This is a genomic window from Streptomyces sp. NPDC048473, assembly GCF_043200155.1.
Taxonomy (GTDB): Bacteria; Actinomycetota; Actinomycetes; order Streptomycetales; family Streptomycetaceae; genus Streptomyces.
The window spans coordinates 166,091-188,004 of sequence record NZ_JBICXE010000006.1; the positions used below are offsets into that span (position 1 = coordinate 166,091).

At 70.4% G+C, this 21,914-nt stretch carries 18 protein-coding genes, 1 tRNA gene and 1 pseudogene; 11 read left to right on the forward strand and 9 right to left on the reverse strand.

All coding sequences use genetic code 11. The annotated features are described in order from the left end of the window. Positions 1–117: 117 nt before the first annotated feature. The 4 genes and pseudogenes from ACGFU7_RS13180 to ACGFU7_RS13195 form a co-directional block, all read right to left on the reverse strand. On the reverse strand, positions 118–1,362 hold the full coding sequence (locus ACGFU7_RS13180; RefSeq protein WP_393695177.1) for a hypothetical protein: 1,245 nt from the start codon (positions 1,360–1,362) through the stop codon (positions 118–120). After that, entirely contained in the window at positions 1,359–2,426 is a 1,068-nt protein-coding gene (locus ACGFU7_RS13185; protein ID WP_393695179.1) for a hypothetical protein, read from the reverse strand. Before ACGFU7_RS13185 ends, ACGFU7_RS13180 begins: the two co-directional genes overlap by 4 nt. Positions 2,427–2,518: 92 nt before the next feature. Continuing rightward, positions 2,519–2,839: pseudogene (locus tag ACGFU7_RS13190) on the reverse strand (beta-galactosidase); the annotation flags it as partial. A 345-nt stretch (positions 2,840–3,184) separates the two neighbouring features. Next, positions 3,185–3,269: transfer RNA gene (locus tag ACGFU7_RS13195), tRNA-Leu, on the reverse strand. 182 nt (positions 3,270–3,451) lie between these two features. Here ACGFU7_RS13195 and ACGFU7_RS13200 point away from each other — a divergent pair. The 3 genes from ACGFU7_RS13200 to ACGFU7_RS13210 all read left to right on the forward strand — a co-directional run bounded on the left by ACGFU7_RS13200 (position 3,452) and on the right by ACGFU7_RS13210 (position 6,045). Then, a complete protein-coding gene (locus tag ACGFU7_RS13200; RefSeq protein WP_393695181.1) occupies positions 3,452–4,777 on the forward strand; it encodes a M20/M25/M40 family metallo-hydrolase in 1,326 nt (441 codons plus the stop codon). A 164-nt stretch (positions 4,778–4,941) separates the two neighbouring features. Continuing rightward, the gene (gene chpH / locus ACGFU7_RS13205) at positions 4,942–5,175 is read left to right on the forward strand and encodes a chaplin ChpH (protein WP_393695183.1); all 234 of its coding nucleotides are present in this window, start codon (positions 4,942–4,944) and stop codon (positions 5,173–5,175) included. A gap of 138 nt (positions 5,176–5,313) precedes the next feature. After that, positions 5,314–6,045 (forward strand): chaplin, encoded by a 732-nt coding sequence (locus tag ACGFU7_RS13210; RefSeq protein ID WP_393695185.1) that lies wholly within the window; start codon positions 5,314–5,316, stop codon positions 6,043–6,045. A 67-nt stretch (positions 6,046–6,112) separates the two neighbouring features. Here the strand turns inward: ACGFU7_RS13210 and ACGFU7_RS13215 are convergent, their stop codons facing one another. Then, the gene (locus ACGFU7_RS13215) at positions 6,113–6,301 is read right to left on the reverse strand and encodes a DUF5703 family protein (protein WP_030918345.1); all 189 of its coding nucleotides are present in this window, start codon (positions 6,299–6,301) and stop codon (positions 6,113–6,115) included. A 47-nt stretch (positions 6,302–6,348) separates the two neighbouring features. Between ACGFU7_RS13215 and ACGFU7_RS13220 the strand changes: the two genes are divergently transcribed. Further along, positions 6,349–7,008, forward strand: a complete 660-nt coding sequence (locus tag ACGFU7_RS13220; protein ID WP_393695187.1) for a hypothetical protein — start codon at positions 6,349–6,351, stop codon at positions 7,006–7,008. Between the two features lie 63 nt (positions 7,009–7,071). On the opposite strand, the gene ACGFU7_RS13225 is transcribed toward ACGFU7_RS13220, so the two are convergent. Together ACGFU7_RS13225 and ACGFU7_RS13230 are read right to left on the reverse strand one after the other, a co-directional pair. After that, on the reverse strand, positions 7,072–9,462 hold the full coding sequence (locus tag ACGFU7_RS13225) for a helix-hairpin-helix domain-containing protein (RefSeq protein WP_393695189.1): 2,391 nt from the start codon (positions 9,460–9,462) through the stop codon (positions 7,072–7,074). Further along, complete coding sequence (locus tag ACGFU7_RS13230; protein WP_393695191.1) at positions 9,459–10,442, reverse strand: aldo/keto reductase; 984 nt, start codon at positions 10,440–10,442, stop codon at positions 9,459–9,461. The genes ACGFU7_RS13225 and ACGFU7_RS13230 overlap by 4 nt, the downstream gene beginning before the upstream one ends. Positions 10,443–10,582: 140 nt before the next feature. On the opposite strand from ACGFU7_RS13230, the gene ACGFU7_RS13235 reads away from it, so the two are divergent. Together ACGFU7_RS13235 and ACGFU7_RS13240 are read left to right on the forward strand one after the other, a co-directional pair. Beyond that, positions 10,583–11,632: an LLM class F420-dependent oxidoreductase gene (locus ACGFU7_RS13235; protein WP_393695193.1), complete on the forward strand. Its 1,050-nt coding sequence runs from the start codon at positions 10,583–10,585 to the stop codon at positions 11,630–11,632. A gap of 340 nt (positions 11,633–11,972) precedes the next feature. Further along, positions 11,973–12,761 carry a ferritin-like domain-containing protein gene (locus tag ACGFU7_RS13240; RefSeq protein WP_393695195.1) on the forward strand — a complete coding sequence of 263 codons (789 nt, stop codon included), beginning with the start codon at positions 11,973–11,975 and terminating at the stop codon, positions 12,759–12,761. A 25-nt stretch (positions 12,762–12,786) separates the two neighbouring features. On the opposite strand, the gene corA is transcribed toward ACGFU7_RS13240, so the two are convergent. Beyond that, positions 12,787–13,782, reverse strand: a complete 996-nt coding sequence (gene corA, locus ACGFU7_RS13245) for a magnesium/cobalt transporter CorA (RefSeq protein WP_393695197.1) — start codon at positions 13,780–13,782, stop codon at positions 12,787–12,789. A 59-nt stretch (positions 13,783–13,841) separates the two neighbouring features. Between corA and ACGFU7_RS13250 the strand changes: the two genes are divergently transcribed. The 5 genes from ACGFU7_RS13250 (at position 13,842) to ACGFU7_RS13270 (ending at position 20,644) form a co-directional block, all read left to right on the forward strand. Continuing rightward, the gene (locus tag ACGFU7_RS13250) at positions 13,842–14,564 is read left to right on the forward strand and encodes a histidine phosphatase family protein (RefSeq protein ID WP_393695199.1); all 723 of its coding nucleotides are present in this window, start codon (positions 13,842–13,844) and stop codon (positions 14,562–14,564) included. A 105-nt stretch (positions 14,565–14,669) separates the two neighbouring features. Further along, positions 14,670–15,260 carry a DUF3090 domain-containing protein gene (locus tag ACGFU7_RS13255; RefSeq protein WP_072484378.1) on the forward strand — a complete coding sequence of 197 codons (591 nt, stop codon included), beginning with the start codon at positions 14,670–14,672 and terminating at the stop codon, positions 15,258–15,260. Further along, positions 15,224–16,078, forward strand: a complete 855-nt coding sequence (locus ACGFU7_RS13260) for an SCO1664 family protein (protein WP_393695201.1) — start codon at positions 15,224–15,226, stop codon at positions 16,076–16,078. The genes ACGFU7_RS13255 and ACGFU7_RS13260 overlap by 37 nt, the downstream gene beginning before the upstream one ends. A 152-nt stretch (positions 16,079–16,230) precedes the next feature. Beyond that, positions 16,231–17,460 (forward strand): cysteine--1-D-myo-inosityl 2-amino-2-deoxy-alpha-D-glucopyranoside ligase, encoded by a 1,230-nt coding sequence (mshC, locus tag ACGFU7_RS13265; protein ID WP_393695203.1) that lies wholly within the window; start codon positions 16,231–16,233, stop codon positions 17,458–17,460. A gap of 136 nt (positions 17,461–17,596) precedes the next feature. Beyond that, complete coding sequence (locus ACGFU7_RS13270; RefSeq protein ID WP_393695205.1) at positions 17,597–20,644, forward strand: NPCBM/NEW2 domain-containing protein; 3,048 nt, start codon at positions 17,597–17,599, stop codon at positions 20,642–20,644. Between the two features lie 62 nt (positions 20,645–20,706). On the opposite strand, the gene ACGFU7_RS13275 is transcribed toward ACGFU7_RS13270, so the two are convergent. Continuing rightward, entirely contained in the window at positions 20,707–21,783 is a 1,077-nt protein-coding gene (locus ACGFU7_RS13275; RefSeq protein ID WP_393695207.1) for a PAC2 family protein, read from the reverse strand. Between the last annotated feature and the right edge of the window lie 131 nt (positions 21,784–21,914).

Sequence of the window (21,914 nt, forward strand, 5' to 3'; positions counted from 1 at the left end):
CGGGGTGCGCCGGCCGGTACAGCGGTGAGCATGGTGCGGGCTCCTCTTGTCTTCTGCCGGGGTGTCCGGACAGTATCGCCCGTTCCGTCCGCCCACCGGGGCCCTGCCCCCCCGCACTCAGGCGTTCGGCAGGGTCACCTTCTCCGGGCCGCACCCGATGCGCTCGGCCTCGGCGGCGACATAGCCGGGCAGCAGGTGACGCGTGAGGTCGAAGCCCTCGTCCGTCGGCTGATCCAGCTGCTCCACCATGAAGATCACGGGACCGGTCTGGCAGCTCGCCCGGTAGACGGCCCGGGATCCGTCGAGCCTGCCGAACCCCTTGGAGCCCTTGAGAGGCAGACCGGCCTTGTGTGTGTCCCCGGAGAAGATCTCGGTCAGCGCCGGGTCCGTCACCGTAGTCATCCGCACGACGGGGGTGTAGCTGCCACCGGACTCGCAGACCCGGGCGGGCCCGTCTTCGTCGCTGACGCGCGTCTGCCCCAGAGCTTTGCGGTACGCCGCAGGGACGGTGAGGCCCTTGACGCCGCAGAAGGCGTCGGGTTTCGTGTCCTGCCGGTCCACGAGGGCGGGCAGGGTGCGAGGTATCCGATAGGCGCCGGAGCAGCCGAATTCGCGGATGACGCCGTTGGCCGCCTCCACCACCGCGCGGGTCAGGGCGGCGCGGTCCTCCCGGTCGTACTCCGACCGGGTGTCGAGTCCGGCCTGTCCCATGCCGATGTCCACCACGGTGGGACCGGTGAACTCGTCCCGTCCCGTGCAACTCTGCGGCAGTGCCAGCCAGGCGCGCGAGGACGAGGTCATCCCGGGCAGCCCGTCGCCGAGCGACACCATGCCGGCCGCGAGGAACTCCTGCGGCCACTCGTGCGCGTCGGTGCCCCGGAGACCGTCCAGCTGGTGCACCCGCAGGGTCACCTGGCGGCGGGGATCGTCGTCCTTGTAACTGGTGATGCGGCACTGTCCGTACGACGGTTCCCGATCGCGCGGATTGGCCTGCAGGGACTGCTCCTCGACTTCGGTCCTGCGGTCACCGAAGAGATCCGACATGGTCGAGTCGCCGAGCGAGTCCCAGCAGGGGGCGGGACCGAGCAGCGGAAGCGTGTCCGTCGTCCAGGCCACCGCTCCGGCGCCGAGGAGGGCGCCGACCAGCCCGGCGGCGGTGACGGCGCGGGCGGTACGACTGCGGAACAGGCGGCGCAGAACGTGGGTGCGCACGGGGGCGGGCTCCTGCTCCGGGGACGGTCCCGGCTGAGGCACGTGCGCCGGCTCCGGCCCCTGCGCGTGCTCCTGAGGAACTGCGGTCTTCTCGCCGTCCATCGCCGCTGCCCTGTTCTCTTCGGTTTCTTCGGTCTCTTCGCCGTTCACGCGACCCCACCGGCCCCGCACCCGATGCGCTTGCTCACGGACTTGGTGAAGTTCGTGAACACGCGCCGGTCGTCGGGCAGCCCCGCACCCTTCAGCCCGGACTGGACGTTTCCGTAGAAAACCGTCTGCCGCCCCTTGCACTCGGTGCGTACGAGCCCGTTGCGGGCACCCTCGGGAAGCCCCTTGAACAGGGCGACCAGGCGTGGCTCGCCCGCCATCACGTACTGCGCCGCCGGCTCGTCGGGCATCCGCAGCGCGCGCCACACCACCGAACAGGTCTGGAGCCGCTCGCCGACCACCCCCACCTGCTCCCGGTACTGGGAGCTCCGGCCGAGTTCGAGGGTCACACCGGGTATCCGGCACAGCGGGCTCTGGGCGGTCTCGTCGTCCTCGGCGACCGTCACGATGGGCGACGTCATGCGCAGGGGTTTGTCCGGTGCGCAACCGGCCTTCCGCATACCGGTGTTGGCGGCATCCAGCAGCAGCCGGGTGACGTCGGACCGGCTGCCGATCGTGAACGGCATGGCCACCCTGCCCAGATGGCCGTCGCCGGTGCTCTCGCTCCGGATCGTCACCGCGGACGGCCTGCCGTCCACATCGCAGGTGCCGGGCAGGACCAGCATCGCCCGGTCGCCGGTGACCAGCCCGTCGAGCCCGTCGGGCAGTTGGGAGGCCGACCCGTCGAAGTACCGGGCTATCCAGGCACGGTGTTCCTCGACCCCGGTGGGAACCGGACCGTACTCGACCGTCACCTGCTCCTTGAACGTGAGCGGCTCGCCCGAGTCGTCGTCCGCAACCGTCGAGGTCACCGCGACCGTGCAGCCGGCGTGGTGACGGTCGGCCGAGGGCGGCGCGGACTCGGTGGCGCGCCGCTCGGAGCCGGACTTGTCGAGCCCGTCGTCACCGAGGAAGGCCGCACCGCTGTTCTGCTCCCACGCCCCCCAGCAGTAGCTGTCCCGGAACGGCCAACTGTCCGTCGCCCACAGCCCGATGCCGGAGACGAGCACTGCCCCGGCGACCGCCCCGGCGAGGAGCGCACCCCGCCGCCTGCGACTGCCGCCCATCACTTCCCCCTTGCGAAGTACGAAGATCGCGCAAGGCCCCGATGCTACGTCGTCCGCTTCCGGGAGCGGATCCGGGCCCCGGCCGCCGCGGATCAGCCCATCGCCGAGAACACGAACGAGAACTCCGCAGCCTCCGCATCGAGCCGGTACCCCGGCAGCACACCCGGTCCGCACGACTGTGAACCGATGCCCTGCACCGCATGGTCCAGATTGACCCGGACGGTCTCACCGGCCCGCAACTCCGGTACGAGCTCCGCCGCATCCAACTGCTCACTCGTCCACCGTCGCACGGTGAACCAGAACGGTTCACCGCCCTCGGCCCGTACCCCCGCCCCGCTGCCGTCCGTCAGCTCCGTCCACCGGACATCGGCCCGTGCGCCGTTCTCCTGCGGCCGGACGTACGGGGTTGTGAGCTGCTGTCGGTTTACTGAGCTGAGGTGACTCCTGCGCGGCGGCGCCCGGCGACAGCCGGACACGCCACTCCCCGTTCAGCGACATCCGCCCGGCATCCGACCCCGCGTACCAGGCTCGCGGCTCCAGCCCGCCCGATCCGGGCCCCATGTCCTCGTACCAGGGCAGGGCGGGCGTGTGTGTGCGGTTCATGGGACTCCTCGCTCGGCAATGCCCTCCGTGCTGCTGGACGTCAGCGAGGAATGAACCGTTTCAACAAGGGTTGCCCTCTGCTCCGGCCCATGCGCGACCGCGTGGGCACAACGCAGAATGCCGACCAGGATCGCTCCTGATCGGCATTCTCTCTGTGTCCGAGGGGGGACTTGAACCCCCACGCCCGATAAAGGGCACTAGCACCTCAAGCTAGCGCGTCTGCCATTCCGCCACCCGGACAAGGTGTCTGTCTCGCGGGCCCGGCCCGTTCCGACGTGGAAAACAATAGCAAACATTCGGGGGTGCTCGATCACGCCAGGGGGACTGTGAAGGGCGCATGACGAGGGGTGGGGGCCTTGGGTGTGCGGGCCCGGCGCGGGAGGATGAGGGGGAGCACCACAGCGACAGTGGAAGGAAGCAGTGTGAGCGAGACCAACGCGGCCCGGACCGTCTCGGGCGAGGACGAGGTCGTGGACCTCTGTCGTGAGCTGATCCGGATCGACACCAGTAACTACGGGGACCATTCGGGACCGGGGGAGCGGGTCGCCGCCGAGTACGTCGCGGAGAAGCTCGCCGAGGTCGGGCTGGAGCCGCAGATCTTTGAGTCCCACAAGGGCCGGGCCTCGACCGTGGCGCGGATCGAGGGCGAGGATCCGTCCAAGCCCGCGCTGCTGATCCACGGCCACACCGATGTGGTTCCGGCCAATGCTCACGACTGGACGCACCACCCGTTCTCGGGCGAGGTCGCGGACGGCTGCGTGTGGGGCCGTGGCGCGGTCGACATGAAGGACATGGACGCGATGACCCTCGCGGTCGTCCGCGACCGGATGCGCAGCGGCCGCAAGCCCCCGCGCGACATCGTGCTGGCCTTCCTCGCGGACGAGGAGGCGGGCGGTACGTACGGTGCGCGGTATCTCGTGGACAAGCACCCCGGCCTCTTCGAGGGTGTCACCGAGGCGATCGGCGAGGTCGGCGGCTTCTCCTTCACGGTGAACGAGAAGCTGCGGCTCTACCTCGTCGAGACGGCCGAGAAGGGCATGCACTGGATGCGGCTCACCGTGGACGGCACCGCCGGCCACGGCTCGATGACCAACAACGACAACGCGATCACCGAGCTCTGCGAGGCGGTCGGACGGCTGGGGCGGCACAAGTGGCCGGTCCGGGTGACCAAGACCGTACGGTCCTTCCTCGACGAGCTGTCCGATGCGCTCGGCACCCCGCTCGACCCGGAGGACATGGAGGCCACGCTGGCCAAGCTGGGCGGCATCGCCAAGATGATCGGCGCCACGCTCCGCAACTCCGCCGCTCCCACCATGCTCGGCGCCGGCTACAAGGTGAACGTGATCCCCGGCCAGGCCACCGCCCATGTCGACGGCCGCTTCCTGCCCGGCTTCGAGGATGAGTTCCTGACCGATCTGGACCGGATCCTCGGCCCGCGGGTGAAGCGCGAGGACGTGCACGGGGACAAGGCGCTGGAGACCAGTTTCGACGGTTCGCTCGTGGATGCGATGCAGATCGCCCTGAAGGCGGAGGACCCGATCGCGCGTGCTGTCCCTTACATGCTTTCCGGCGGTACCGACGCCAAGTCCTTCGACGACCTCGGTATCCGCTGCTTCGGGTTCGCCCCGCTGAAGCTGCCGCCGGAGCTCGACTTCGCAGGCATGTTCCACGGTGTTGACGAGCGTGTACCGGTGGACGGTCTGCAGTTCGGTGTGCGGGTGCTCGACCGTTTCATCGACAACTGCTGAGCCTCTGCCGCTTTTCCGCCGATTCTCCGCGTCAACAATCGCCAGCGTGTGCGTATTTGACCGGAACGAGTGAAAGGAACCATACGCTCGTAGCCCAATTACCTCTTCCTCGTTACAAGTGATGCGGTCCGCGGCTGGGACCGCATTGCCAACTAGGAGGAATAATGATCAAGAAGGTCGTCGCTGCTGCGGCTGTCACCGGTGGTCTGGTGCTCGCGGGTGCGGGCATGGCCGTCGCGGACTCCGGTGCCCAGGGCGCCGCTGTCGGCAGCCCCGGTGTGATCTCGGGCAACGTCATCCAGGTGCCCGTGCACGTGCCGGTGAACGTGTGTGGCAACACGATCTCCGTGATCGGGCTGCTGAACCCCGCCTTCGGCAACACCTGCGTCAACGCCTGACGTTGTGCGTCAACCCGTAAGGGTTTGAATCCGGTCGGCCCCGGAGTGCACGCCATGCACTCCGGGGCCGCTGGGTAATTCGCCCCCGCACGGTCAAGTCCGGGGGTATTCCGGAAGGTAGAAGGCAGGAAACAACCTATGCGACAGGTCACGCGTAAAGGCCTGATCACCATGGCGGCCGCGGGCGGCGTGCTCGCCCTGAGTGGCGGTTATGCGCACGCCGACGCGGGAGCGTCCGGCGGCGCATCAAATTCCCCGGGGGTGCTTTCAGGGAATTCGGTCCAGATCCCGGTCTACGTACCGGTCAACGCATGCGGTAACTCCGTGAGCGTGGTGGGGCTGCTCAACCCGGCGACAGGAAACACCTGCGGAAACGGCTCGCAGAGCACTGCTTCGGGCCGGCACGCTTCGGGCAGCCAGGTGTCCGGCGACCGGACCCGGGCACACCGGGCGGGGACCGGCAAGCACCGGGCCGTCACGAGCGACACCGGGAGCGGGGCAACGGCCGAGGGGGTCACGAGCGGCTCGCCCGGTCTGCTTTCGGGCAACAACATCGCGGTGCCCATCGATATCCCGGTGAATGCATGCGGGAACAGCGTCACCATTGGCGGACTGCTCAACCCCGCCTCCGGCAACGACTGCGGAAACGATGCGGACGTTGTCACGCCGCCGGTCGGCACTCCGGTCACCGAGAACGAGCCCCCGGCACCCGGACCGCGGACCGTGCCGAACGTGCCCGAGACACAGAATGTCGCCGAGCTCGCACACACCGGAGCGGGCGGGCTCGACCTGCTGGTCCCGGCGAGCGCGGGCCTGCTGCTGGCGGGTGCGGGAACGGTGCTGTACCGCCGCGCCCGGATGTCTGCATAGCGGACCGGGGCGGCGACGCAAGCACGGCGAAGGGAGCGGGCCCCGCGACTGCGGGGCCCGCTCCGTCTCACCAGGTGGCCCGGAGCTGGCGGATGATCCGTCGGCGCAGCCGCACCCTGCGGCTGCCGTCACGGCGCAGCGTCAGTCGGTCCAACTCCCAGTGCCCGTACTCGGCATGGTCGGTCAGCAGGCGGGCCGTCTCCTTCCGGGACACCCCGCGCGGTACGTACACATCGACAAATTCGTATTCCGGCATCGCATCTATTGTGCGGGCGGAGCCCGTGTACGGATAGCGTCTGCACTATGTCTGATGCTGCGCAGCCCACCGCTGCCGAGGTACGCGCCGCCGCCGAAGCGATCAAAGCCGCGCTCGACCATCACCTCGAGGCGGTCGAACGCCGGACAGGGGACGACGATCCTGCTGTCTACGACGCGTTCAACGCACTGGCCGCTGCCGCCGAGTTCTACGACGAACTGCTCTACGACCGCTACGACGAGGTCACCCCCTTCGAGATCCCGGGCGCGGAGGACTCCCTGCCGCCGTACACCGGTCCCGAGGAGCCGAACGCGCTCAGTGTGCTGATCCGGCGCGACTACGCGGTGATGGAGCCGCCGCGGCTGCTCGCACAGGCCCAGCGGATCGCCGACCTCGATCCGGACGACCGCGCCGACGGGAGCGCCGCGGTGGTCGGTTCCAGCGTCCACGCCGCGCTCGGAGTGCTCTTCGGTGAGTACGAACCGGACGAGATCGCTTCCCGGCATATGGAGTTCGGTCTGGAGGAGGGTGACTCCACGCTCTGGGTCACGGCTGCGCAGGAGCTGCCCGAGGCGGGGGAGTGGCTCAGCGCACCGTTCGACGAGGCGGACCCGCAGTTGGTGGTCTGCCGCTTCGACGTCAGCGCCGTCTTCGACGAGGACGAAGCGGACGAGAAGCCTGCCGGCCTGGTCGTGGACAGCTCCTGATCAGCCCGCTGGACGGGCTCGGAACCGAGCCCGTCCAGCGGTGGGGGACAGGGCGCGGCCCGGTCATCCGGCCGGAGCCTCCAGCAGGGTGCGCAGTCGCGTGGTGCGGTCCTGGGCCGTGGACTGGGCGACGGCGTGCTGGAGCGCCTGATCCACCCCGTGCACGACGGACAGATGCCGCTCGCCGCGGCTGAATGCGGTGTACACCCAGGGGCGGCTCAGCCCCTGCGCGGCATCGCCCGGCAGCACGACGACCACTGCGGGCCACCGCATCCCGGCCGCCTGGTGAGCGCTGAGGGCCCAGCCGTGGCGTACGGACGACTCCACCCGCTCCTGCGGTACGACGACCTTGGTGCCCGCGCAGTCCAGGTGCAGGCCCTCCTCGTCGGCCGAGACGACCACCCCGGGCACGGTCCTGCCGGGCGTCGGGACATGGACGACACGGTCGCCCGGGTCGAAACCGCCGAACCGCCCCGGGCCGGGGTTGAGTCGCTGCTTCAGTGCCGCGTTCAACGCCCGGGTGCCCGCCGAGCCGCCGTGGCCGACGGTGATCACCTGAGTGTCGGCCGACGGTACGCCGATGGCGCGCGGCACCGAGTCGGCGACCAGCTGCACGGTGCGGTGCACCGCCTCGCCCGCGTCGCGCACGGGGACGATCACCACCTCCTTGCCGGGCGCCGCGACCTGGTTCAGCTCACCGATCCCGATGCCGGAGACCAGTTCGCCGATCGGTCCCGGATCCGGCGTGCGGGACACGATCTGCGGGCAGGCGCGGGCCGCCAGCACATCGGCGAACACCCGCCCCGCACCTGCCGAGCCCAGCACGCCCGGGTCGCCGCTGAGCACCAGCCGGACGCCGTCGGCCAGGGACTCCACGAGGATCGCGGCGGTCTCGACGTCCAGCTGCGGGGCGTCCAGCACGACGAGCAGGTCGACGGCGATCGCCCCCTCCTCGTCCCGCCCCGGGCCCTCCGCGCCGGAGAGCAGCCCGGCGAGTGTGACGGCCGCCGACGGATCGCCGGTCGCCTCGGCCAGCCGACGCCTGCCGTCGACGCTGTGCACGGCACCCAGGGCGCGCAGTCCGAGGCCGCGGGCCGCGGTGATCAGCGCGGCGGGTTCGGCCCTGGCCGCCTCGCCGCCGGTGTGTGCCACGAGGCCATGGGCCGCGACCGCACGGATCAGCTCGGCCGCCGACGGGGAGCCCGCGGCCGAGGCCGCCTCCGTCCAGTCGGCGTCCTTCTCGCAGGCGTTGATGAGGCGGGCCAGGCCATCGGCGAGGCTCTCCTCGGCGAGTGCGTACCGGTCGAGACCGAGCAGCACCTGCACCGGTTCCTGCCCGGCCCGGTCCTCCGCGCCTTCCTCGGCGTCCTCGCCGGGTGCTGTGGGTGCTGTGGGTGCTTCGGATTCCTGGTCGTCCTGCCCGTCCTGGAAGACCAGGACGACGCCCTCGGCCACGGCATGCTGGACAGCCGATTCGGGGTCGCTCACCGAGCGCTCGGTGAGCGCCGCACGTACCGCCGTCGCGTCCAGCGCCGTATGGCCCTGGAGCGCGGCCCGCTCCAGCAGCCAGCCGACCAGGGCCGCGGTGCGCCGCTCGTCGTCCGGACCGCACTCGGCGCCCAGCATCGCCCGTGCGAAACCGTCGGCCTGCTCGGGCCTGACTCCCGGCAGGGCCAGCAACTGCCACGGGTCCTCGCGCAGGGCATCGGCGGCCTGCGCACCGAGGGCCTCGGCCGCCGGGCCCGCCAGCGCTTCGGGCGCCCCGCCCTCGGCAAGTACGGCGGCCGCCGCGGCGACGGCCTCCGGTGAGGCGCCCTGCAGAGCCGCGGCCGGCTCGGGCGCGCGGGGGCGTACCGGAGCGGGCGTGGGAGCGGCCCGCCGGGGCGCGGCGGGTGCGGGCGAGTCGAAGAAACGGGCGGCGGGCTTCTCGCCGCTCTCCACGGCGCGCACGGCCGCCAGCAGATCGGCCGCCGGGCCGCTCAGCTTCGTACCGGCGGCGATGGGGCCTTCCTTCTCGGCCTTGCGCTTCTCGATCCGCTCCCTCAGCTCACGCTGGGCGGCGAGCTCGGCCTCGGCCTCGGAGAGCGGTGCGGGGGTCGTGGCCGCCCCGTCCACGGCGCCGTCGGCCGCGACCGTCCCGTCGGTGTCCGTCGTGCCGTCGGTCTCGGCGGCCGCTTCATCGGTGTCCGTCGTGCCGTCGGTCCCGGTGCCCGCTTCGGCTGTCTCTTCGGTCCCGGGGGATGTCTCGACGTCGACTGTCCCGGCGGCCCGGGAGCCGTCGCCGCCCGTCTCCGCGGTGTCGGCGGCGGCATCGGCCGTCGTCGATCCCTCACCCCCGTCGTGGCCCCCGTCCTCCGCGGACGGGGCAGGCACGGCGGCGGAGGGGTCCGCGACAACGCTGTCGTCGTCGGCGGCCGGGGAGCCGGGGGTTTCCCCCCGGGGAAGCGCAGTCACAGCGTGCTCCAGTCCTGGTCCGGATAGCGGTGCACGGGCGCCGACACATCGTCGAGCGCCTGGCAGATCTCGTCAGGAAGACTAAGCGCCTCCACTGACAATGCCTCCGTGAGCTGCTGCGCGTTGCGTGCGCCGACGATCGGGGCCACCACTCCGGGCCGGTCCCGCACCCAGGCCAGAGCCACCTGGAGCGCCGTCGTGGCCAGGCCGTCGGCCGCTGTCGCCACCGCGTCCACGATGCGGCTAGCCGGGTCGTCGAGATACGGCTCGACGAACGGAGCCAGCAGCTCCGAGGCGCCGCGTGAGTCCGCCGGAGTGCCCGTCCGGTACTTGCCGGTCAGCACCCCGCGGCCCAGCGGGGAGGACGGCAGCAGCCCCACGCCCAGATCGAGCGCGGCCGGCAGCACCTCGCGTTCGACGCCCCGCTGCAACAGGGAGTACTCCATCTGGGTGCTCGCCAGCCGGGTGCGCACCCCGGGCGAGGCGAGCTGCCAGGTCGCCGCCTTGGCCAGCTGCCAGCCGCAGAAGTTCGACACCCCCGCGTAGCGGGCGCGGCCGGTGGACACCGCCAGGTCCACCGCCTGAAGGGTCTCCTCCAGCGGAGTCACGGGGTCGAAGGCGTGGATCTGCCACAGATCCACGTAATCCGTACCGAGCCGTTCCAAGGAGGCGTCCAGCGCGGCCAGCAGATGCCCGCGGGATCCGTTGAACCGGCGGTACGGGTCGGCCACGCTGCCCGCCTTCGTGGCGATGACCAGATCCTCCCGTGGTACGAGGCCTTCGGTGAGCCGCCCGAGCAGATATTCGGCCTCCCCACCGCCGTACACATCAGCCGTGTCGACCAGCGTGCCGCCCGCCTCCCAGAAGGCTTTCAGCTGTTCGGCAGCGTCGTGCTCGTCGGTGTCCCGGCCCCAGGTGAGGGTGCCGAGCCCGATCCGGGACACTCGAAGGCCGGTGCGGCCGAGATGCCTCTGCTCCATGTGCGCTGAGATTACTGGCCAGAGCCCCACTCGGCGGAAGCCTGTGGACAACCCGGCATCAAGTCGCCCCTGCCGGAACACGTTGCCGCGCGCTAGAGTCCGGAGCTCAGGGACGTTACTGATCAGTAAGGGGAGCGGTTATGCGGCTCGGCATCAATCTCGGTTACTGGGGCGCGGGAATGGACGGCGACAACCTCGCCGTCGCCCAGGAGGCCGACCGGCTCGGTTACGACGTCTGCTGGGCGGCCGAGGCGTACGGCTCCGACGGGCCGACCGTGCTCGCCTGGGTCGCCGCCCAGACCGAATCGATCGACGTGGGCTCCGCGATCATGCAGATCCCGGCCCGCCAGCCCGCGATGACGGCGATGACCGCCGCCACCCTCGACTCGCTCTCCGGCGGCCGTTTCCGGCTCGGCCTCGGCGTGTCGGGACCGCAGGTCTCCGAGGGCTGGTACGGCGTCAAGTTCGACAAGCCGCTGGCCCGCACCCGGGAGTACGTCGAGATCGTCCGCAAGGCGATGTCCCGTGAGCGGCTGTCGTACGAGGGGCAGCACTGGACGCTCCCGCTGCCGGACGGCCCGGGCAAGCCGATCAAGCTCACCGTCCACCCGCAGCGCGAGCACATCCCGCTCTACATCGCCGCGATCGGCCCGAAGAACCTGGAGCAGACCGGTGAGATCGCCGACGGCGCGCTGCTGATCTTCCCGTCCGCGGAGCACCTTGAGGACACCGCGGTGAAGTTCCTGCGGGCGGGCCGCGAGAAGGCCGGCAAGACCATGGAGGGCTTCGACGTCTGCCCGACCGTGCCGCTCGCCGTCGGTGACGACATCAACGGCCTCGCGGACACGTTCCGTCCGTACACCGCGCTGTACGTGGGCGGTATGGGCAGCCGCAAGCAGAACTTCTACAACCAGCTCGCACAGCGCATGGGGTACGAGAAGGAAGCCGCCGAGATCCAGGACAAGTACCTGTCCGGCGACAAGAACGGCGCCGCAGCCGCTGTGCCGCACCAGCTGATCGACCAGACCACGCTGCTCGGTTCGGTCGAGCGGATCGCCGAGCGGATGCAGGCGTATGCCGCGGCGGGTGTCACGACGCTGACTCTGGCTCCGGCCGGGTTCACGCTCGATGAGCGGATCACGGCTCTGCGGGCCGGTACGGATGCGCTGGAGCGGTCCGGGCTCGCGTAGCGCGGGCTCCCGGGTTCCGGGGCAGCACTACGGCCGTGGTGGGGGCTCGGGGGTCCTCCCCGCCACGGCCGTTACGCGTAACAACGCATCCGGGGCCGCGCGGTTACGCCTGTGGACGTGCGGTTCGGCGCGGGGCCACCAGGATGACGGTGTCATGTGGTGCGGGGGGTCACCGGGCTTGACGGTTCCGTTCTCAAACGCCGGACGGGCTGGGGAGGCCGCCGGACGGGCTGAGATTGTCGCAGCCCCGTCCGGCGTAGCCCGGGGGCGTTCCTGTTGCTCGGGTGGGCGTGTCGCATTTGACTGGCGATGGGCGGACGCCGGCACGGAGGTGACAGTGATGCTCTCGGCAAGGAACCTGTTCCAGGAGATTCTCGACGAAGACGAGTCGTTCCGGCTGTTCTGTTCCATCGCGGCCGGCGGGGAGTCCCAGGGCGGCTGGGAGAACGGGCGGATCGCGGCCCTCGTGCCCGAGAGCCAGCGGGCCCTGGCGCCCAAGATCGCGCGGCACGGCGCCGACGAGGACAAACACGGCCGGATCTTCAACGCCCTGCTGAAGAGGCGCGGGCTGCAGCCGGTCGAGGTTCCGCACGCGACCGACTACACGATGCTGCTGGAGAAGCACGGCATCGGCCTCGCGCATGAGCAGCTGGGCGGTGAGGAGCCGCTCTCCGAACGCGACATCATCACCTACCTCGCCCACAGCCGCGTCACCGAACAGCGTGCCTCCGAGCAGATGACGCTGCTGCGCAAGTACTTCGCCGACCACCCCGACCTCGGCCGCGCCGTGAAGATGATCTCGGACGACGAGGACAACCACCTGGCGTACTGCCACGAGGAGTTGCTCCGCTTCGCCCGCTTCGGACACGGCCGTACGATCCAGCGCATCCTGCGCGAGTGCGCGCTCACCGAGATCCGGGTGTACCGCGACGTCAGCCTCGCCGTGATGGATCACATGGGCCGCATCCTGCACTGGCCCCGGGCCAAGGCGGCGGTGCTGGCCGCGGGGATCCACGGGGTCTACGCGTACGAACGGCTCGTGGGGTGGCGGCGCATGGTGAGCCTGGCGCCGCCCGAGCGGCGCGACGCACTGGGCGGTCCCGCGGCGCAGACGCCCGAGTTCACCTGATCCGGGTGCCGCGCCCGGCCGCCCGTCAGAGCCAGCCGCGGCGCTTGAACTGCCGGTACAGGCCGAAGACCACGGAGCCCATCAGCACGATCACCGCCGGATAGGCCCACACCCAGTGGAGCTCCGGCATGTGCTCGAAGTTCATGCCGTAGATCCCCGCCACCATGGTCGGTACGGCGGCCATCGCCGCCCATGCCGAGATCTTGCGCATGTCGTCGTTCTGCCGCACGCCCACCTGGGCCAGATGCGCCGAGAGGATGTCGGAGAGCAGTCGGTCCAGCCCCTCCACGTACTCGTTGGCGCGCGTCAGATGGTCGCTCACGTCGCGGAAGAACGGCTGCGAGTGTTCGTGGACGAACGGCACCTCCGCGCTCGCCAGCCGGGTCATGGGAGCGCTCAGCGGACCTGCGGCACGGCGGAACTCCAGGATCTGCCGCTTGAAGGTGTAGATGCGCGACGCCGTGTTCTTGGTGTCCACGGCGCCGGTCGGCGCGAACACCTCGGTCTCCAGCTCCTCCAGGTCGACCTGGAGCTCACCCGCCACGTCGATGTAGTGGTCGACGACGTCGTCGCTTATCGCGTACAGCACCGCGGTCGGCCCGTGCTTGAGAACCTCCGGCTCGGACTCCAGACGACGGCGTACCGCGGCGAGCGGCGCGCCCTCCCCGTGCCGGACCGTCACGACGAACGAATCGCCGATGAAGGCCATCAGCTCGTCGGTGGTGACCGTGTCGCTCAGGTGCTCGTACACCACCGGCTTGATGACCGCGAAGAGCGAGTCGTCGTACACCTCCAGCTTGGGCCGTTGGTGCGCGCTCAGGGCGTCCTCCACGGCCAGCGGATGGAGTCCGAACTCGCTGCTGACGAGCTCGAATTCCTTCTCCGTCGGCTCGTGCAGACCGATCCAGAGAAACGCGTCCCCAGTGGCCCGTGCCTCCGCGAGGGCATCGGAGAGGTCGGCGGGGCCGTCGGTACGCCGCCCGTCCCGGTAGATCGCACTGTCCACAATCACGGCGCGCATTCTGCCCTGCTCCGGTCCCCGGCGCACCTCACCGGCGGCAGCGGCCTACGCTGGCCCGTATGCCCACCCTGATCCTCGTACGCCATGGACGCTCCACCGCCAACACGGCCGGGGTCCTCGCGGGCCGCACCCCCGGTGTCGCGCTCGACGAGCGCGGTGCCGCACAGGCCGCGGCGCTGCCCGGACGGCTGGCCGCGCTGCCCCTCGCCGCCGTCGTCAGCAGTCCCCTGCAGCGCTGCCGGGAGACCCTGCAGCCGCTGCTCGAAGCCCGGCCGGAACTGGTGCTGCACACCGAGGAGCGGATCAGCGAGTGCGATTACGGCGACTGGTCGGGGCGCAAGCTGGCGGAACTCACCGACGAACCGCTGATGAGTGTCGTGCAACAGCATCCGTCGGCCGCGGCGTTCCCCGGCGGCGAGTCCATGCGCGCCATGCAGGCACGTGCCGTCGACGCCGTACGGGACTGGAACGCGCGGATCGAGGCCGAGCACGGTGACGACGCCGCCTATGTGATGTGCTCGCACGGCGACATCATCAAGGCCCTCGTCGCCGACGCGCTCGGCATGCATCTTGACCTCTTCCAGCGGATCCAGGCCGACCCCTGTTCGGTCACCGCGATCCGCTACACCAGGCTGCGGCCCTTCCTGCTGCGGCTCGGCGACACGGGGGACCTCGCCCCGCTGGCGCCCCGTGAGCACACTGCCGGAACGGACCGGGGCCGGCGCCCGGAGGCGGACGCCGATGCGGACGCGGCGGTCGGGGGCGGCGCTGGGGCGCCGTGATCGCTTTGCGCAGTAGGGTGGACGCGCCGTAGGCCCCCCTTCCCGGGGAACCCCCCGGGCCCCGGCCGCCCCTCATCTGCCGTCAATTTTCAAGGGAGACAGGACGTGTCCCGTCAGGTGTTCCTCTACGACCCCCCGGACCGTTTCGTGGCCGGTACGGTCGGGTTGCCTGGACGTCGTACGTTCTTCCTGCAGGCATCCTCAGGCGGACGCGTCACCAGCGTGGCCCTGGAGAAGACTCAGGTCGCCGCGCTCGCCGAGCGCATCGACGAACTGCTCGACGAAGTGGTGCGGCGGACCGGCGGAAACTCGCCGGTGCCCGCCGTGGCGCCAATGGATGTCACCGACACCGCGCCGCTCGACGTGCCCGTCGAGGAGGAGTTCCGGGTCGGCACGATGGCGCTCGCCTGGGACGGCGAGGAACAGCGGATGATCGTCGAGGCGCAGGCGCTGGTCGAGCTGGACGTCGACTCCGACGAGGATCTCGCGGAGGCCGAGGAGCGGTTGCTCCAGGACGAGGAGAACGGCCCGCCGATGCTCCGGGTCCGCCTCAGCGGCGCGCAGGCCCGCGCCTTCGCCAAGCGCGCCCTGGATGTCGTGAACGCCGGGCGACCGCCGTGCCCGCTGTGCAGCCTGCCGCTCGACCCGGAAGGACACGTATGCCCGCGCCAGAACGGATACCGTCGCGGAGCCTGACCGACACCGAGTTGGTGACCCTTCTCACCGAGGGCCGGCTCACCGTCCGCGGCCAGATCCGTGGGGCGTCCAACGCGGTGCTCTACTGCACGGTCGCCCACGAGGGCGACGAGGTGACATGTGTCTACAAGCCCGTGGCCGGGGAACAGCCCCTGTGGGACTTCCCGGACGGCACCCTCGCCCAGCGTGAGGTGGCCGCGTACGAGATCTCCGAGGCGACCGGGTGGGGGCTCATACCGCCCACCGTGCTGCGGGACGGGCCGTACGGCGAGGGCATGTGCCAGCTGTGGATCGAAGCGGCGCCGGACAGCGACGAGCCCTCCGCGGACGGCTCGCCCCCGCTTCTGGCGCTCGTCGAGGACGAGGAGCCGGGCGAGGGCTGGAAGGCCGTCGCTCTCGCCGAGGTCGGAGAGGGGAAGACGGCGCTGCTGGTCCACGCGGACGATCCTCGGCTGCGGCGGCTGGCGGTCCTCGATGCCGTGATCAACAACGGTGACCGCAAGGGCGGCCATCTGCTGCCCGCACCCGACGGCCGGCTCTACGGCATCGACCACGGAGTGACCTTCAACACCGACGACAAGCTGCGCACCCTGCTGTGGGGGTGGGCGGGGGATCCGCTGACGGCCGAGGCCGTGGAGGTCGTGGACCGGCTGGGTACGGAGCTGGCGCCCGGGACCTCGCTCGTCACCCGGCTGGCCGAGCTGATCACCGCGGTCGAGATCGAGGCGTTGCGGGGACGCGTGGAGGGGCTGAGGACATCGGGGCGGCACCCGGAGCCGAGCGGTGAGTGGCCGTCGATCCCCTGGCCGCCGGTGTGACGAGAACAAGCCACACCGGCGGCTGAGGCGCGGGGCGGCACGCGGCGGGGCCCGTACCGAGCAGATGAACCGACGCCGCGCAAGACCGCCTCTTCGGTCAAGATCAGGCATCCGGTTCGTATCCGGAACATGCATCCGGTTACGCTCGTGGCATGCATGCCTGGCCCGCTTCTGAGGTCCCCGCCCTGCCTGGCAAGGGCCGCGACCTTCGGATCCACGACACCGCGACCGGCGGACGGATCACTCTTGACCCCGGTCCCGTCGCCCGTATCTACGTCTGCGGCATCACGCCGTACGACGCGACCCACATGGGTCATGCGGCGACTTACAACGCGTTCGACCTCGTTCAGCGCGTGTGGCTCGACACCAAGCGGCAGGTTCACTATGTCCAGAACGTGACCGACGTGGACGATCCGCTGCTGGAGCGGGCCGTGCGCGACGGTCAGGACTGGACCGAGCTCGCCGAACGCGAGACGGCCCTGTTCCGCGAGGACATGACTGCCCTGCGCATGCTTCCGCCGAAGCACTACATCGGTGCCGTGGAAGCGATACCGGGCATCGTCCCGCTCGTCGAACGGCTCCGGGACGCCGGCGCCGCCTATGAACTCGACGGGGATGTGTACTTCTCCGTCGAGACCGACCCGCACTTCGGCGGGGTCTCGAACCTCGACGCCGAGGCGATGCGACTGCTCTCCGCCGAGCGCGGCGGCGACCCGGAGCGCCCCGGCAAGAAGAACCCGCTCGACCCGATGCTCTGGATGGCCGCCCGTGAGGGCGAGCCGAGCTGGGACGGAGCCTCGCTCGGCCCCGGCCGGCCCGGCTGGCACATCGAGTGCGTCGCCATCGCCCTTGACCACCTCGGCATGGGCTTCGACGTCCAGGGAGGCGGGTCCGACCTCGCCTTCCCGCACCACGAGATGGGCGCCTCGCACGCCCAGGTGCTCACCGGCGAGTACCCGTTCGCCCAGGCGTATGTGCACGCCGGAATGGTCGCCCTGGACGGCGAGAAGATGTCCAAATCCAAGGGCAACCTGGTCTTCGTCTCGAAGCTGCGCCGTGACGGCGTGGACCCGGCGGCGATCCGCCTCGCCCTGCTGTCGCACCACTACCGGTCCGACTGGGAGTGGACCGACCAGGTGCTCGCCGACGCGGTGGAGCGGCTCGGGCGGTGGCGGTCCGCCGTCTCCCGGCCCGACGGACTGCCCGCCGAGGCCCTGGTCGACGAGGTCCGCGAGGCCCTCGCCGACGACCTGGACGCACCGGCCGCCCTGGCCGCCGTGGACCGCTGGGCCGACCGCCAGAACGCCGAGGGCGGTACGGACGAGGGCGCACCGGGCCTCGTCTCGCGCGCCGTCGACGCGCTGCTGGGTGTCGCACTGTAGTGCGGCTGTAGTGCCCCGTTCGGTGACAACCCGCTGATCGCCATCCGATGAGCCGGCCTTGGACTTCTCGACGAAGTTCAGGGCCGGTTCCGTTTTGTCCATGGTCAAGTGCTTGATGTTGCGCTAAAAGCGCTCTATGCAATCATCAACGCGCATCAGAACGGCGGCAGTTGCAGCCTTGCTGGGGCTGATAGCCGTCTTCGCGGGGCCCGGTGCGGCCCAGGCCGGCGCCGCCGAACCGGACACCACCACGGTCGGCGACCTCACCGGCTTCTCCGCCGACGGACCCGTCTACCACTTGAGGGCCGGCACCGCCGAGGCCCGTGTGAGCTTCGTCTCCGCCGAGACCTTCCGTATCGAACTCGCCCCGGACGGTACGTTCTCCGACCCGACCGGCGACGACATCGTCCTGCCGCAGGGCGCCGGGCCGCACACCCGGTGGAAGGAGCGGAGCGACCGCTACGAACTTTCCACCGGCAGCATCACCCTGCGCGCCTACAAGTCGCCCCTGCGCTTCGCGCTGTTCCGGGCGGACGGCACCCGGGTCTGGTCCGAGGCCAAGGGGCTGAGCTGGAACGGCGAGCAGACCACGCAGACGCTGGCCCGCGGTGCGGACGAGCAGTTCTACGGCGCCGGAATGCAGAACGGCCGAGGCAACACCTCGCACCGCGACCGGACCGTCGAGGTCGGCGTCGACTACAACTGGGACGACGGCGGCCACCCCAACTCGGTGCCGTTCTACCTCTCCTCGGCGGGGTACGGCGTCTTCCGCAACACCTATGCGCCGAACACCTACGCCTTCACCGACCCGGTGACCACCAGCGCGAAGGAAGAGCGCTTCGACGCCTACTACTTCGCGGGCGACAGCGCCAAGGACGTCATCGGGCAGTACACGAAGCTCACCGGCAAGCCCTTCCTGCCGCCCGTGTACGGAATGGAGATCGGCGACGCCGACTGCTACCTCCACAACGCCAACCGCGGCGAGCGCCGCACCCTGGACTCCCTGAAGACCGCCGACGGCTACGTCGAGAACGACATGCCGAACGGCTGGATGCTCGTCAACGACGGTTACGGCTGCGGCTACGAGGACCTAGCCGAGACCGCCGAGGGTCTCCAGGACCGCGACATGCAGCTCGGCCTGTGGACCGAGGACGGCATCGACAAGATCGCCGACCAGGTCAAGGCCGGCCAGCGGGTCGCCAAGCTGGACGTCGCCTGGGTCGGCTCGGGCTACAAGTTCGCCCTGGACGGCTGCAAGGACGCGTACAAGGGCATTGAGGACAACAGTGACGCCCGCGGCTTCACCTACGCCCCCGAGAGCTGGTCGGGTGCGCAGCGCTGCGGTGTCCAGTGGTCCGGCGACCAGTACGGCACCTGGGACTACATCCGCTGGCAGATCCCGACCTACGCGGGCGCCACGATGTCCGGTCTCGCCTACACCACCGGCGACGTCGACGGCATCTTCGGCGGCAGCGCCAAGACGTACACCCGTGACCTCCAGTGGAAGATGTTCCTGGGCACCACGATGACCATGGACGGCTGGGCGGCCAGCGACAAGCAGCCCTACCGGTACGGGGAGCCGTACACCTCCATCGACCGCGACTACCTCAAACTCAAGGAGTCGCTGCTGCCCTACCAGTACTCCTACGCGCACGAGGCGACGAAGACCGGCGTCGGCATGGTCAGGCCGCTGGTCCTCGAATACCCGGACGACCCGAAGGCGGCGACGGACGCGGCGAAGTACGAATTCATGTCCGGCGAGGACTTCCTCGTCGCGCCCGTCTACCAGGACAGCACCGAGCGCAACGGCATCTATCTGCCGAAGGGCACCTGGACCGACTACTGGAGCGGCCGCACGTACGAGGGGCCGACCACCGTCGACCACTACAGCGCCCCGCTCGACACCCTGCCGCTGTTCGTCAAGGGCGGTGCCAGTGTGCCCATGTGGCCAGGCATCCGCTCGTACAAGGACCGCACCGCCGGCTCCCCGCTCGCCTGGGACATCTACCCGCAGGGCAAGTCGTCCTTCACGCTGTACGAGGACGACGGCGTCACCCGGCAGCACCGCGACGGCAAGTACGCCACCCAGACCGCCGATATCGACGCACCGGCACGGGGCGCGGGCGACGTCACCGTGCGGATCGGCGAGAGCAAGGGGGACTTCACCGGCAAGCAGAGCACCCGCCCGTACGAGTTCAGCGTGCACACCGGCTCCGCACCGAGCGCGGTCAAGATCGACGGCAAGCTGCCCCGGCTGGGTTCCGCGGCCGCGTACAAGGCCGCGAAGCAGGGCTGGTGGTACGACCGGGACGACCGCGGCGGTGTCGTGAAGATCAAGACCGCGCCGCTCTCCACCGACAGGAAGTTCTCCGTGAAGCTGGAGAAGACGAGCGCGGTCGGCGGGAGGAACGCCGCCGCGACGGCCGTCGTCTCCGCGCCGGCCGGGCAGGAGATCGGTGCCGGGGCCGAAGGCACCGTCGCCGTCGATGTCACCGCGGGCAACGCCGATGTGACGGACGCCGCGGTCACCCTGGACGTCCCCGAGGGCTGGCAGGTCGCACAGGCCGTGACCGTGGACCGGATCCCGGCGGGCACCACCCGGCGGGTAGAGGTGTCGGTCACCCCGGCGAAGGACGCCACGGCGGGGGAGGCGAGGATCACCGCACTCGCCCGCTACCGGGCGGCAGGCGAAGCCCGGACCACCGTCCAGCGGTTCGCTGCCGGCGTGATGCCACCGCCGCCCACCGGCGAGGCATGGGCGAGCGATCTGGTGTGGCTGAAGTCGGTCAACGGATACGGGCCCGCCGAACGGGACCGCAGCAACGGCGAGTCGGGCGCGGCCGACGGAAACCCGCTGACCCTCGCGGGGAAGACGTACGACAAGGGGATCGGTACCCATGCCGACTCCGACATCGAGGTCTATCTCGGCGGGCGCTGCACCGCCTTCACCGCGGACGCCGGGATCGACGACGAGATCAACGGCTACGGCGAAGTGGCGTTCTCCGTCGAGGCGGACGGCAAGGTCCTGTGGACCTCGCCGAAGGTGACGGGGGCGTCGGCGACCGTACCGGTCGATGTGAAGCTCGACGGTGCGCGCCATGTGCACCTGAAGGTCACGGACACCAATGGATCCAAGACCGGTGACCACGGGGACTGGGCCGCTGCGCGGTTCACCTGTTCCTGAATGACCCGGACAGCACAGGAGCGCCGGGCGGGGTGTACCCGCCCGGCGCTCCACCGGTCTCATCAGTCCTCCGAGGATCCCCCCGACGAATCCTCGGACGAATCCTGTGGGCCGTCGTCGTCGCCGTCGTCGCTGTTCTCGTTCTCCTTGTCGGCCGATGGCTGCCGGCCGGGCCCCGTGTCGCCCCCGGCGTCCGGCCGGGCCGGCTTCGGCGGACGGGTGCGGCCGCTGGAGGTGTCGCGCAGATACGAGGCGTCGCCGCCCTCCGTCGCATGTCCGCCGGGCGTCTGGCCCGGACCGACGTCCCTGCGGCGCAGATAGCGCTCGAACTCCCGGGCGATGGCCTCGCCGCTCGCCTCGGGAAGCTCCGCGGTGTCCCGGGCCTCCTCCAGCGTCTGCACGTACTCCGCCACTTCGCTGTCCTCGGCGGCCAGTTGGTCGACGCCGAGCTGCCAGGCGCGCGCGTCCTCGGGCAGTTCGCCCAGCGGGATGCGCAGACCGAGGAGGTCCTCCAGGCGGTTCAGCAGTGCGAGGGTGGCCTTCGGGTTGGGCGGCTGCGACACATAGTGGGGCACCGCCGCCCACAGGCTCACCGCGGGCACGCCCGCGTGCGTACAGGCCTCCTGGAGGATGCCGACGATGCCCGTCGGACCCTCGTACCTGGTCTCCTCCAGGTCCATGGACCGCGCCAGATCCGGGTCGGAGGTGACTCCGCTGACCGGTACCGGGCGGGTGTGCGGGGTGTCGCCGAGCAGTGCGCCCAGGACCACCACCATCTCCACGCCCAGCTCATGGGCGAAGCCCAGGATCTCGTTGCAGAACGAGCGCCAACGCATGGATGGCTCGATACCGCGGACCAGGACGAGATCGCGGGGCTTGTCCCCGCCGATGCGGACCACGGAGAGCCGGGTGGTCGGCCAGGTGATCTTGCGTACCCCGCCGTCCAGCCAGACCGTCGGCCGGTTGACCTGGAAGTCGTAGTAGTCCTCGGCGTCCAGCGCCGCGAACACCTCGCCCTTCCACTCCCGGTCCAGGTGCGCGACCGCCGTGGAAGCGGCGTCACCTGCGTCGTTCCATCCCTCGAACGCGGCCACCATGACCGGGTCGATCAGCTCGGGAACCCCCTCGAGCTCGATCACCCAGGCCTCCTTCCGAAGTTCCCTTGCGTACGCACCAACCTTACGGCTTCCGGCCACTGACGCCGCAGCCCCTGTGCACAGCCGGGTGAACCTGACCCACGGGGGTGCATCACCGGTCGAATCAGGGCATC